The sequence below is a fragment of the Streptomyces sp. NPDC026062 genome (genome assembly GCF_055568375.1).
The window spans coordinates 36,256-49,053 of sequence record NZ_JBVHOQ010000045.1; the positions used below are offsets into that span (position 1 = coordinate 36,256).

The window sequence follows — 12,798 nt, forward strand, 5'->3', positions numbered from 1 at the left end:
CCACATATGGGAGGCGGCATGACAGAGACGGCGAGCGGCCCGGCACGAGGTTCCCGCAAGGGGACCAAGTCGACTGCGACCAAGCAGGGCCTGCGTATCGAGCGCATCCACACCACCCCCGGCGTGCATCCGTACGACGAGGTGGCGTGGGAGCGCCGTGACGTCGTCATGACCAACTGGCGCGACGGCTCGATCAACTTCGAGCAGCGTGGCGTCGAGTTCCCCGACTTCTGGTCGGTGAACGCGGTCAACATCGTCACCAGCAAGTACTTCCGCGGGGCCGTCGGCACCCCCCAGCGCGAGACCGGTCTGCGGCAGCTGATCGACCGGATCGTGAAGACGTACCGGAAGGCCGGCGAGGACTACAGCTACTTCGCCTCTCCCGCGGACGCCGAGATCTTCGAGCACGAGCTGGCGTACGCCCTCCTGCACCAGATCTTCAGCTTCAACTCGCCGGTCTGGTTCAACGTCGGCACGCCGCAGCCGCAGCAGGTCTCCGCCTGCTTCATCCTGGCCGTCGACGACTCCATGGAGTCGATCCTCGACTGGTACAAGGAAGAGGGGATGATCTTCAAGGGCGGCTCCGGTGCCGGTCTGAACCTTTCCCGCATCCGCTCCTCCAAGGAGCTCCTCTCCTCCGGCGGCAACGCCTCCGGCCCGGTCTCCTTCATGCGGGGCGCCGACGCGTCCGCCGGAACGATCAAGTCCGGTGGCGCCACCCGTCGCGCGGCCAAGATGGTCATCCTCGACGTCGATCACCCCGACATCGAGAACTTCATCGAGACCAAGGTGAAGGAGGAGGAGAAGATCCGCGCCCTGCGTGACGCGGGCTTCGACATGGACCTGGGCGGCGACGACATCACGTCCGTCCAGTACCAGAACGCCAACAACTCGGTCCGGGTGAACGACGAGTTCATGAAGGCCGTCGAGTCCGGCGGCAAGTTCGGGCTGCGCGCCCGGATGACCGGCGACGTCATCGAAGAGGTCGAGGCAAAGTCCCTCTTCCGCAAGATGGCCGAGGCCGCCTGGGCCTGTGCCGACCCGGGTATCCAGTACGACGACACCATCAACGCCTGGCACACCTGCCCGGAGTCCGGCCGGATCAACGGCTCGAACCCGTGCAGCGAGTACATGCACCTGGACAACACCTCGTGCAACCTCGCCTCGCTGAACCTGATGAAGTTCCTCAAGGACGACGGCCTGGGCAACCAGTCCTTCGAGTCCGAGCGCTTCGCCAAGGTCGTCGAGCTCGTCATCACCGCGATGGACATCTCCATCTGCTTCGCCGACTTCCCGACCCAGAAGATCGGCGAGAACACCCGCGCCTTCCGTCAGCTGGGCATCGGTTACGCCAACCTCGGCGCCCTGCTGATGGCGACCGGCCACGCGTACGACAGTGACGGCGGACGCGCTCTCGCCGGTGCCATCACCTCGCTGATGACCGGCACCTCGTACAAGCGCTCCGCCGAACTGGCCGCTGTCGTCGGCCCGTACGACGGCTACGCCCGCAACGCCGAGCCGCACCAGCGCGTCATGCAGCAGCACGCCGACGCCAACGCCGTCGCCCTGCACGCCGACGACCTGGACAACCCGATCTGGGCCGCCGCGACGGAGGCCTGGCAGGACGTGATCCGCCTCGGCGCGAAGAACGGCTTCCGCAACGCGCAGGCCTCGGTCATCGCGCCCACCGGAACCATCGGTCTCGCGATGTCCTGCGACACCACCGGCCTGGAGCCCGACCTCGCCCTGGTCAAGTTCAAGAAGCTGGTCGGCGGCGGCTCGATGCAGATCGTCAACGGCACCGTGCCGCAGGCCCTGCGCCGGCTGGGTTACCACGAGGAGCAGATCGAGGCGGTCGTCGCCCACATCGCCGAGAACGGCAACGTGATCGACGCCCCCGGTCTGAAGACCGAGCACTACGAGGTCTTCGACTGCGCGATGGGTGAGCGTTCCATCTCGGCGATGGGCCACGTGCGGATGATGGCGGCCATCCAGCCGTGGATCTCCGGCGCACTCTCCAAGACCGTGAACCTGCCGGAGACGGCCACCGTCGAGGACGTCGAAGAGGTCTACTTCGAGGCGTGGAAGATGGGCGTCAAGGCGCTCGCGATCTACCGCGACAACTGCAAGGTCGGCCAGCCCCTCTCCGCGAAGACCAAGGAGAAGGAGAAGGAGGCGGTCACGGCCAAGGCCGAGGACACCATCCGTACCGCGGTCGAGAAGGTCGTCGAGTACCGCCCGGTCCGCAAGCGTCTGCCCAAGGGCCGCCCCGGCATCACCACCTCGTTCACGGTGGGCGGCGCCGAGGGCTACATGACGGCCAACTCCTACCCGGACGACGGTCTCGGCGAGGTCTTCCTGAAGATGTCCAAGCAGGGCTCGACCCTCGCGGGCATGATGGACGCCTTCTCCATCGCCGTCTCGGTGGGTCTGCAGTACGGCGTTCCGCTGGAGACGTACGTTTCCAAGTTCACCAACATGCGCTTCGAGCCGGCCGGTATGACGGACGACCCGGACGTGCGGATGGCGCAGTCGATCGTCGACTACATCTTCCGCCGCCTGGCGCTGGACTTCCTGCCCTTCGAGACCCGCTCGGCCCTCGGTATCCACTCCGCCGAGGAGCGTCAGCGCCACCTCGACACCGGTTCCTACGAGCCGTCGTTCGAGGAGGAGCAGCTGGAGGCCGAGAACCAGGCCCAGTCCGCCCCGGTGCGGCAGCCGGAGCCGCTGAAGGCCGTGGCCCCGGTGCAGGAGGCCGGCACACCGGCCCCGAAGACGGCGCACACCTCGGCCGAACTGGTCGAGATGCAGCTCGGCATCAGCGCCGACGCCCCACTCTGCTTCTCCTGCGGTACGAAGATGCAGCGCGCCGGCTCCTGCTACATCTGCGAGGGCTGCGGCTCGACCAGCGGTTGCAGCTGATCCGACCCGTCGGCCCGTGAAGGGCCACGGCTTAGCCGAAGGGGCGGGCCGGACTCCAGCCATGGAGTCCGGCCCGCCCCTTCGGCGTCGGCCGGCGGCCCGCCCCTCACGCCGCGGGCGGGCGGCTTCCCATCGCCGCGGCGAACGCGTCGGCGTCGCCGTCGAATCCCCGTACGGTGTCGTGGAACTGCCAGACCCCCGAGGTGTCCCGTACGAACTCGGCGACGACGGCCGCCGTCGCCGCGCCGACCGACGAGAAGTCGTCCTCGGCGAGAGTGGTGTACCCCTCGCGGATCTGCACGCCGGTGTTCTCTATCTCGCCGAACGTCTTGCGGCCGTCGCGCTGCTGGATGGCGACACCGACGACGACCCGCGAGTACGCCTCCGAGAGCCGGTCCAGCTCAAGCGTCATGACCTCGTCGTACCCCAGGCCCTGCCCGGTCCTGCTGTCGCGGTTGAGCGTGATGGTGCCGTCGGGTGCGCGGCTGTCGAAGTGGACGAGATACGCGGGGTCGCCGTACGCCTCCTCGACCGGGTAGGTCGCCGCGATGATGTCGAGGTCGTTCGCGGGCTCACCCTGAGGACTGGGATCCCATTTGACCCTGACCTCGACTTTCTCGATGTCCTTGTTGGGAGTACTCATCGGACTTCGCTCCTTCACGCGGGGCCGTCGCTCCGGTTCTGTCACCCGATCATCTCCGTAACTGTCCGTGAAACCAACTGCCTTGGGTGTGAGGGGCGTATTCGGGCCACGGGGCGCGGCGCCCTCGACGGGGGATGCGGCGCGGTGGGCGCTGCCGGATTCCTCCCGGAACTCCGCTGTCGCACCGCTGACCTGGCGCAGCAGGCGGGTCTGCTCGACGCGGGCCGAAACAGAGGCAGTTGAGGGTGATCGCTATGTGACCGTCTCTGACCGGTTCTGACGCACTCCGTCCGAGCGTGACCCACACCACGTCCGTGGCCCGTACGATGGCGCAGTGCTGGTCAAGTGGATTCGCTGCAGTGTGGTGGACCGTCGCGGCTTCGAGCGAGGGCAGCAGAAGTGGGCGGGACTGCTGGGTGAGCCGGGGTTCAGGGGGCAGGGCGGAGGCTGGAGCCGCAGCCGGCCGGAGGTGGCCCATGTCTTCGCCTTCTGGGAGAACCGCGTCTTCTACGACTCGTTCATGGCGCGCGGGCACGACGCCCTGGCAGCCGCGCAGTCCGGCACCTTCAATGACATACAGGTCAAACTGTTCGAGTACCGGTTCGACGTGAAGACCGGATTCGAGCCCCGTTTCACCGACGCCGACGTGGTCAGGGTGGCGCACAGCAGGGTGCACGAGGACCGTGTCGAGCACTTCGCGCTGATGCAGCAGCTGGTGTGGAACCCGGCGATGGCCGGATCGCCCGGCATGCTGCGCGGCGTCTTCGGGGAGGCGCCAGGTCACGAGTTCCTGGTTCTGTCGATGTGGCAGTCCAGCGCCGAGCGCGGCAAGTACCGGCCGGGGAGCGTCGAGCGCCTCTCCCAGCGGGCGCAGACCGAGGACGACGTGGCCTCCCTGGCCGGAGACGTGGTGGAACTCGAACCGTCCTGGACCGTGTGACCGGCAGGGAACCCACCGGCGACACGCACCACCGGCCGCCGGACAACCGCCCCGGGCCGCGTGGATCCTTTCCGGGGCCGTCCCATGATCCCCGCTCGCCCCGTGCGCGGCCCCGGACGCGGTCCATGCCCGGACGGTCGGCCATCCGGCTGCCGGACGTCTCTTCTGCGATCCGGCCACCCGGCGAGGTGCCGCAGCCGTCCTCGCGCACCCGGCGGAGATCACGGGACAGCGCTTAGGGTCGGTACATGGCAAGACCGCAACGCATCGTCCTCCTCCGGCACGGCGAGTCCGAGGGCAACGCGGACGACACCGTGTACGAGCGCGAGCCCGACCACGCGCTGAGGCTCACCACGACCGGCCTGCGGCAGTCCAGGGAGGCCGGGGTGCGGCTGCGCGAGCTCTTCGACGGGGAGCGGGTGAGTGTGTATGTCTCCCCGTATCGCCGTACGCATGAGACGTTCCGGTCGCTCGGGCTGGATCTCGGACGTGTCCGGGTGCGCGAGGAGCCCCGGCTGCGCGAGCAGGACTGGGGGAACTGGCAGGAGCGGGACGACGTCCGCCTCCAGAAGGCCTACCGGGACGCCTACGGGCACTTCTTCTACCGTTTCGCGCAGGGCGAGTCCGGTGCGGATGTGTACGACCGGGTGGGCGCGTTCCTGGAGAGCCTGTACCGGAGCTTCGAGGACCCCGACCATCCGCAGAACGTCCTGCTGGTCACGCACGGACTGACGATGCGGCTGTTCTGCATGCGCTGGTTCCACTGGTCCGTGGCCGAATTCGAATCGCTGTCCAATCCCGGCAACGGGGAATCCCGGACGCTGGTGCTCGGCAAGGACGGCCGCTACACGCTGGACAGGCCGTTCGAGCGCTGGCGTACCCCTGAGCCGTACGGCATCACCGGATAGAGTGGAAGCGATGACCGAATCCGCTTCCGACCAGAGCTTCGAACGTGCCCTTGCCAGCCTGCGTGGCCTCTCCGTGGGAGACGCCCTGGGCTCCCAGTTCTTTGTACCCGCCAACTACCCGCTCCTGAAGGACCGCGCCCTGCCCCCCGGGCCCTGGCAGTGGACCGACGACACCGAGATGGCCGCCTCGGTGCTGGCCGTGCTGCGGAAGCACGGCCGCATCGACCAGGACGCCCTCGCCCACTCCTTCGCGGTGCACCACGACTTCGACCGGGGATACGGCCCCGCGGTCAACCGGCTGCTCAGGCTGGTCCGGGAGGGGGGCGACTGGCGTGAGCTGGCCTCCTCGCTCTTCCAGGGCCAGGGCTCGTGGGGCAACGGCTCGTCGATGCGCATCGCGCCGCTCGGTGCCTGGTACGCGGACGATCCCGAGCAGGCCACGCATCAGGCCGAGATCTCCTCGTACACCACGCACCAGCACCGGGAAGCCGTCGTCGGCGCGATGGCGGTAGCGGCGGCCGCGGCGCTGGCCGCATCGCCCACCGGACCGCCGACGCCGACGGAACTCCTGGACGGCGTGATCGCGCTGGTGCCACGCAGCGCGGTCGGCGCCGGACTGCGCAGGGCCCGCGACATGCTGGACTACAAGGACGCCGGCACGGTTGCCGCGGTCCTCGGCAACGGGCGCCGTACGAGTGCGCACGACACCGTCCCCTTCGCCCTCTGGTCCGCGGCACGCAGCCTCGGCGACTTCGAGCAGGCCTTCTGGGTGACCGCGCAGGCGGGCGGCGATGTCGACACGACGTGCGCGATCGTCGGCGGAGTGGTCGCGGCAGGCGCGGCGGGTGCGCCGCCGACGCAGTGGACGGCCCGGACCGAAGAGCTGCCCGCCTGGATGGCTCGGTAAGCGGCCTTCGGCCTCCGAACTGTCACGGAACTGCCACAGCGTTACTCCGTACAGGTGATACCCGTGACGGGGGGTTACTCTTTCGGCCACGCAGCCCGCGGTGATCATCATGACGGGTGCGCACCGAATGAGACGCCGGGGGGCGACGCGGGCCAGGGCTCGCGTGAGCGGACCTCGGTGGGGAGGGGTCCCGTGTCAGATCACAAGTCAGAGCCGCCCCGGCCGGAGCTGCCGGAGCTGCCGGAGCGGCAGGGAGCCTCGGGGGCGGCCGAGCCGCCCGCGGCGCCGTCGGGGGCGTCCGGGCAGACGGGAGCATCCGGGCAACCGGAAGTGTCCGAGCCGGCGGGGACGTCCGCGCCGGGTGGAACTGCCGGGCCCGGAGGCACGCCCGGGGAGGCCCGGCCGCCGTCGGCCGGGAGTTCAGGGACGGCCCGGTCCGAGGGCGGGGCCGAGGTGTCACCGGTCGGCGCGGGCCCGCAGAAGACCGTGGCACGCCCCGTCCCGCAGCCGCGCTCCACCGCGTCGCGGGACGTGGACCCGGGGCTGCCTCAGCCTCCAAGGATCCCCGCGTACGCGCAGCAGACGCGGCCGCCGCAGCCCAGTCCGTGGGGGCGGACCAAACAGCCCCCCTCGGAGTTTTCGCGGATCCGCCCGGTCAAGCCGGGCGCCATTCCGGCCGCCACACTCTGGGCCGTCCTGGCGACCGGGTTGCTCAGCGCTCTGCTGCTGGGCGAGGGCATCGGCGCCAACCTGCTTCTCGTGGCGCTTCCCGCCGCGCTCGCGGCGTACTTCGCGGCCCGTGCGACGGCCCGCCGGCTACGCCCCTGGACCGCTGTCTGGGCGGTCGGCGGACTGGCCCTGCTGGTCGTCCCCGCGCTCCGTGACGCGGGCTGGCCGAGTTTCCTCGCCATCGTCTCCGCCTTCGCGCTCGGCTCGCTCGCGCTGCACGGCAGCCGCAGCTGGCTCGGGATATTTCTCGGCTCGCTCGGCCTGCTCACATCCGTCGCCGAATCAGTGGGCTGGGGTGCCCGTGGTGTGCGTGAACGGATGACCGGCTCCCGGGGCCGCTGGGGTGTGGCCTTCCGGTCCACGGTCGTGGCGGTTGTCCTGCTCATCGTGTTCGGGGCGCTCTTCGCGAGTGCCGACGCCGCGTTCGCCGATGTACTGGGCAGCTTGATTCCCGATGTGTCCGTGGGCGACGGCCCATGGCGGTTCTTCCTCGGCGCGCTGGGTCTCGTCGGCGCGCTCGCGGCCGCGTACACCGCGGCGGCCCCCGTGCGCTGGGACGGGCTGAAGGTACGTCCGGGCAAGGCGCGCGGGCGGCTGGAATGGGCCCTGCCGCTGGTCGTCCTGAACCTGCTCTTCGCCGCCTTCCTCGCCATTCAGCTCACGGTGCTGCTCGGCGGGTACGACAAGGTGATGGCCGAGACCGATCTCAGCTACTCCGAGTACGCCCGCCAGGGATTCTGGCAGCTGCTCTGGGCCACGCTGCTCACCCTCCTGGTCATCGCGCTCGCGCTGCGCTGGGCGCCGCGGGGCGGAGCCCGCGACCGTACGCTCGTACGCGGGGTGCTCGGCACGCTGTGTCTGCTCACGCTCGTCGTCGTCGCCTCCGCCCTGCGGCGCATGGACCTCTACGTCGATGCGTACGGCCTGACAAGGCTGCGGATTTCTGTGGCGGCGGTCGAGCTGTGGCTGGGGGTGGTGCTCGTGCTGATCATGGCAGCCGGTGTCTTCGGCGCGAAGCTGCTGCCGCGAGCCGTCGCCGCGAGCGCGGCCGTCGGAGTTCTGGCCTTCGGACTGATCTCGCCCGACGGCCTGATCGCGGAACAGAACGTCGAGCGGTACCGCAGCGATCACTCGATCGACATCGAGTACCTCAGCGGTCTCTCGGCCGACGCCGTGCCCGCGCTCGACACCTTGAACGAGCCGCTGCGTTCGTGCGCCCTGGAGAAGATCCAGCGGAGGCTGCTCAGGGAATCGGACGAGCCCTGGTATGCGACGAGTTGGGGCGAGGCGAGGGCCCGGGACATCCTCGGGGACTGGGATCCCGGATACCGTACGCGCGACTGCCGGGGGCTGAGTGCGGGGGAGAACGGAAGCGAACGCGGAGACGTGGACGACTCCTACGATCCGTACGACCCGTACTGACCGGCCAAGTGCACCGCACCGGGCGCGGGCCGTCCCCTCGGGGGCGGCCCGCTTCCGTGACGCGTACGGCCACCCCCGGTGCCGCTTCCGGCTTCCGCGGTGCTGCTTCCGGGGCGTACCGTGCCCTGTCCGCGTGGCTGCCGTGCGGACTAGGCGACCGGTCCTCCCGCAGACGCCTTTCCGCTCAGCGCCTCCAGATCGCTCTTGCGCACCCGGATCACCAACAGCGCCGTCAGCAGGGCGAGACCCGCCATCGCCACCGCGGCGAGGAACGCGGTCGAGATGCCCTGGGAGAGCACCGCGTGGCCCCAGCTCCCGGGCAGCTCCTGGGTCTTGACGAACTCCGCCTTCTGCTCGGGCGAGGCCTGCGCCAGGAACTGCGGAACCTGCTTCTCGGCCTCGGTGCGGCTTGCCGTACCGAAGACCGTGACCAGGATGGAGAGTCCCAGCGAACCACCGACCTGCTGGCTCGCGTTGAGGAGGCTGGAGGCTGCCCCGGCCTCGTGCTGGGCGACTCCGGAGACCGCCGTCAGCGTGAGGGTCACGAAGTTCAGCCCCATGCCGCAGCCGAACACGAGCATCGGGCCCAGGACCCCGGACAGGTACGAGCTGTCGGGCGAGATGAACGTGAGCCAGAGCAGCCCCACACCGGTGAGCGCCGAGCCCGTGACCATGAACGGCTTCGGCCCGAGCACCGGAAGGAACCGCTGTGAGAGCCCCGCTCCCACGATGATCGCGACAGTCACGGGCAGGAACGCCAGGCCCGACTCGATGGGGCTGTACGCCAGTACGTTCTGCACGAACAGGACGATGAAGAAGAACATGCCGAACATGGCCGCGGCCAGGCTGAGCATGATCACGTAGGTGCCGGAACGGTTGCGGTCGGCGAACATCCGCAGCGGAGTGATCGGCTCCCTGGCACGCATCTCGATGAGGACGAACGAGGCGAGCAGGATCACCGCGGCGCCGAACGACCCCAGGGTCAGGGAGTCCCGCCAGCCCTCCTCGGAAGCCCTGATGAACCCGTACACGAGCGAGGCCATGCCGAGGGTCGAGGTCAGGGCCCCGGAGATGTCGAAGCGGCCGGGATGCCTCTCGGACTCGTTGATGTACATCGGTGCCAGGACCGCGATCAGCACACCGATCGGCACGTTGACGAAGAAGACCCAGCGCCAATCGAGCCATTCGGTGAGCAGCCCGCCGGCCAGCAGGCCGATCGCCCCGCCGCCCGCGGACACCGCGGCGAAGACGCCGAACGCGCGGTTGCGCTCGGGGCCTTCCGGGAACGTGGTGGTGATCAGGGCGAGTGACGTCGGTGAGGCGATGGCGCCACCTATGCCCTGAAGCGCGCGGGCGGCGAGCAACTGCCAGGGCTCCTGGGCGAATCCGCCCAGCAGCGAGGCCAGCGTGAAGACCAGGATGCCCGTCATGAAGACGCGGCGGCGGCCCAGAATGTCCCCCGCCCGCCCCCCGAGCAGCAGCAGACCACCGAAGGTGAGCGTATAGGCGCTGAGGACCCAGGAGAGATCGGTGGTCGAGAAGCTGAGCGCATCCTGGATGTGCGGGAGCGCGATGTTGACGATCGTGGAGTCGAGCACAACCATCAACTGACAGGCGGCGATGACGGCCAAGGCGATCCCTGGGCGGCCTTGCCGGCGTGCGGCGCCCGGTGCGCTCTGTGCTTCTAACTGAGAGGTTGTCACTATGAGTCCCCCGCAAGTGAATTAGTGAACGGGTCCGTTCACTGTCACGTCAACGTTAGTGAGTCCCCTTCAGTGAACGCAAGCGTTCACTGAATCCTTCGTTGCCGTGCGGAGTCCGGATCCCCCTGTCCGGTCCGGGGCCTGCTCAGCCCCGGAACGATTCGTCGCGACGCCCGTCCGGCCGCGGTCCGTCCGGTTCCGAGTGCCGTCCGGTCCCGAGTGCCGGCCGGTGCGGGCGTGCCGACCTGTTCCGATGGAGAGAAGCTCATGGATACTTCGAGATCGGCCGCCGCCGCCCGGCAGCCGGTGGTGTCGCTGCGCCGCCGCGGGCCCGTGCTCGAACGCGCGATTCTCGATGCCGCGCTGGAGCGGCTGAGTACGGTCGGCTGGAGCGGGCTGACGATGGAGGGCGTCGCGGCCGGTGCCCAGACCGGGAAGGCCGCGATCTACCGCCGGTGGCCCTCCAAGGAGGACCTGGTCGCGGACGCGCTGCGCAGCGCCTTGCCTGCCGTCGGTGATGCGCCGGACCACGGGAACATCCGCGAGGACCTCTATCAGCTGTGCTGCGGATTCCGTGACTCCATGCTCTCCAAGTCGGGCTCCGCGCTGCGCGCGGTCCTTCACGAATGTGATGCGGACACGGCCGAACGCTTCCAGTCGGTGATTCTCAGTGGTGTGGTCGGGCCGACGACCGATCTCATTCGAGAAGTGGTGAGCAGGGGGGTCGACCGCGGTGAGGTGCGGGCCGACGCGCTGCGCGGGCTGGCCTTCGATGTCATCCCCGCGATGATGATGTACCGGAGCAAGGTGTGCGGAAGCGAATGGACCGATGGGGACATCGCCGACCTGATCGATCAGGTCGCGGTGCCGTTCTTCCGCGCCGCTCCCCACTGAGGCCCCCGCGTCGCGCCCCGCTCGACACCCCGGTACGACGGGCCGCCCCTGCTCCTGGCCCCGCCCCCGTCTCCGTTCCTGTTCCCGGCTGTTCCTGTTCCTGTTCCTGTTCCCGTCTCCGTTCCCGTCCGGCGGCCTGGTGAGGCACGGGGGCTGTCCTCTTCCGGCGGTCAGGCGGTCCGGCGAGGGAACGGTCCGTCCCCGTTCGGCGGCCCGGCGAAGGACGGGGACAGCTCAGGTACGCCCCGGGGTGTTCCGGACGCTTCCATCGGCGTACGCTTGCTGGCGCCATGCCGTACGAACCACCCACGCACACCGTCGAGCGCTCACTGCGCGCCACCACCGGTGCCAAGACCGTCGCCGGTGTCGATGAGGTCGGACGCGGAGCGTGGGCCGGGCCGGTCACCGTGTGTGCCGCGGTCACCGGCCTCCGCAAACCTCCCGCCGGGCTCACCGACTCCAAGCTGATCAGCCCGAAGCGCCGCGCGGAGCTCGCGCCGCTGCTGGAACGCTGGGTCACGGCGTACGGTCTCGGCGACGCCTCACCACAGGAGATCGACGCGCTCGGCATGACCGCCGCGCTGCGGCTCGCCGCCGTGCGGGCCCTGGAAGCGCTGCCGGTGCGACCGGACGCGGTGATTCTGGACGGCAAGCACGACTACCTGGGCCTGCCCTGGAAGGTGCGTACGGTCATCAAGGGCGACCAGTCCTGCATCGCGGTCGCGGCGGCATCGGTGATCGCGAAGGTGCGGAGGGACGCCGTGATGGCCGAACTCGGCGCGGATACCGGTGAGTACGCCGACTTCGCCTTCGACGCCAACGCCGGCTACCCGTCCCCTGTGCACAGGGCCGCGCTGGAGGAGCTGGGCCCCACGGCCCACCACCGCCTCTCGTGGTCCTACCTCGACGCGCTGCCCAGGTGGCAGCACCTCAAGAAGGTCCGCTTCTCCGCCGAGGCGGCCGCACTGGAAAGCGGGGGCCAGCTCGGCTTCGACTTCTGATCGCGCACATGTGCCTACCCGCTGACGCCTCGCGCGTCGCCGTTTGATAGACAACCACTCATGCCTCTCATCCCCGAGGAGCCTCAGATTCACGAGAGCGCCCAGGGTCCCCGCGCCACGTCGGCCACCGGCCGCACTGCGTCGACCCCTCGTCCCGTACCCGGTCCGCGTTCAGCGGCCATGCCGCGCCCCGGTCGCCCGGGTCCCGGCCCCGCGAGGCCCGCGCCCCCGGCGCCGCGCCCGCACCCCACCTCCGGCCGGCCCCAGGCGGCACGGCTGGAGAATCGTTCCGCACCTCAGCTCCAGGTGATCCCCGCCGCGGCCGACGGCGCGCTCGCCGCCGCCGACGAGGCGGTGGACCTGCTGCTCGACTCCGGCCGGGCACCCGGCGACATCCTGGTGCTCACCACTGGTGAGCAGCACCCGTGGGCGACGCACGAGCTCTCCTTCGGCGAAGCCGCCTACTGGGCACAGTACGAAGCGGGCGACGACGTGTTCTTCGCCGGTGCCGCGGCAGCGGACCGGGTGACGTCCCGGCCGGTGGTGATCATCGCGGTCAACGGCGCTGACGACGAAGCCGCCGCGAGTGTTCTGTCCGAGTCGCGGAATCGCGCCGAAGCACTGCTGATCGTCTGCGGTGACCCGCAGCGGATCAACGCCGTGCTCGGCGCGGGTGTCTGAGCCGGAGCGGAAGGGCGTGTGCGCCCGGTGCGGATCTCCGGATCGCGG

The 12,798-nt window shown here is 69.6% G+C and carries 10 protein-coding genes; 8 read left to right on the forward strand and 2 right to left on the reverse strand.

Translation table 11 applies throughout. From position 1 onward, the window contains the following. The first annotated feature begins 18 nt into the window (after nt 1-18). Nucleotides 19-2,922: a vitamin B12-dependent ribonucleotide reductase gene (locus tag ACZ4LX_RS31440; RefSeq protein ID WP_467641511.1), complete on the forward strand. Its 2,904-nt coding sequence runs from the start codon at nt 19-21 to the stop codon at nt 2,920-2,922. 106 nt (nt 2,923-3,028) lie between these two features. On the opposite strand, the gene ACZ4LX_RS31445 is transcribed toward ACZ4LX_RS31440, so the two are convergent. Further along, the gene (locus ACZ4LX_RS31445; RefSeq protein WP_467641508.1) at nt 3,029-3,565 is read right to left on the reverse strand and encodes a TerD family protein; all 537 of its coding nucleotides are present in this window, start codon (nt 3,563-3,565) and stop codon (nt 3,029-3,031) included. A 334-nt stretch (nt 3,566-3,899) separates the two neighbouring features. Between ACZ4LX_RS31445 and ACZ4LX_RS31450 the strand changes: the two genes are divergently transcribed. The 4 genes from ACZ4LX_RS31450 to ACZ4LX_RS31465 all read left to right on the forward strand — a co-directional run bounded on the left by ACZ4LX_RS31450 (nt 3,900) and on the right by ACZ4LX_RS31465 (nt 8,471). After that, a complete protein-coding gene (locus ACZ4LX_RS31450) occupies nt 3,900-4,505 on the forward strand; it encodes a YdbC family protein (RefSeq protein WP_467641505.1) in 606 nt (201 codons plus the stop codon). Between the two features lie 248 nt (nt 4,506-4,753). Beyond that, on the forward strand, nt 4,754-5,413 hold the full coding sequence (locus ACZ4LX_RS31455) for a histidine phosphatase family protein (RefSeq protein ID WP_467641502.1): 660 nt from the start codon (nt 4,754-4,756) through the stop codon (nt 5,411-5,413). 10 nt (nt 5,414-5,423) lie between these two features. Then, on the forward strand, nt 5,424-6,320 hold the full coding sequence (locus ACZ4LX_RS31460; RefSeq protein WP_467641499.1) for an ADP-ribosylglycohydrolase family protein: 897 nt from the start codon (nt 5,424-5,426) through the stop codon (nt 6,318-6,320). Between the two features lie 645 nt (nt 6,321-6,965). After that, complete coding sequence (locus tag ACZ4LX_RS31465) at nt 6,966-8,471, forward strand: DUF4153 domain-containing protein (protein WP_467641697.1); 1,506 nt, start codon at nt 6,966-6,968, stop codon at nt 8,469-8,471. A gap of 149 nt (nt 8,472-8,620) precedes the next feature. Here ACZ4LX_RS31465 and ACZ4LX_RS31470 read toward each other — a convergent pair whose 3' ends face one another. Beyond that, the gene (locus ACZ4LX_RS31470) at nt 8,621-10,174 is read right to left on the reverse strand and encodes an MFS transporter (RefSeq protein ID WP_467641496.1); all 1,554 of its coding nucleotides are present in this window, start codon (nt 10,172-10,174) and stop codon (nt 8,621-8,623) included. 267 nt (nt 10,175-10,441) lie between these two features. On the opposite strand from ACZ4LX_RS31470, the gene ACZ4LX_RS31475 reads away from it, so the two are divergent. The 3 genes from ACZ4LX_RS31475 (at nt 10,442) to ACZ4LX_RS31485 (ending at nt 12,750) form a co-directional block, all read left to right on the forward strand. Beyond that, on the forward strand, nt 10,442-11,068 hold the full coding sequence (locus ACZ4LX_RS31475) for a TetR/AcrR family transcriptional regulator (protein WP_467641494.1): 627 nt from the start codon (nt 10,442-10,444) through the stop codon (nt 11,066-11,068). Between the two features lie 290 nt (nt 11,069-11,358). Continuing rightward, on the forward strand, nt 11,359-12,069 hold the full coding sequence (locus tag ACZ4LX_RS31480) for a ribonuclease HII (protein ID WP_467641491.1): 711 nt from the start codon (nt 11,359-11,361) through the stop codon (nt 12,067-12,069). 60 nt (nt 12,070-12,129) lie between these two features. After that, nucleotides 12,130-12,750: a hypothetical protein gene (locus ACZ4LX_RS31485; RefSeq protein WP_467641488.1), complete on the forward strand. Its 621-nt coding sequence runs from the start codon at nt 12,130-12,132 to the stop codon at nt 12,748-12,750. Nucleotides 12,751-12,798 lie beyond the last annotated feature (48 nt).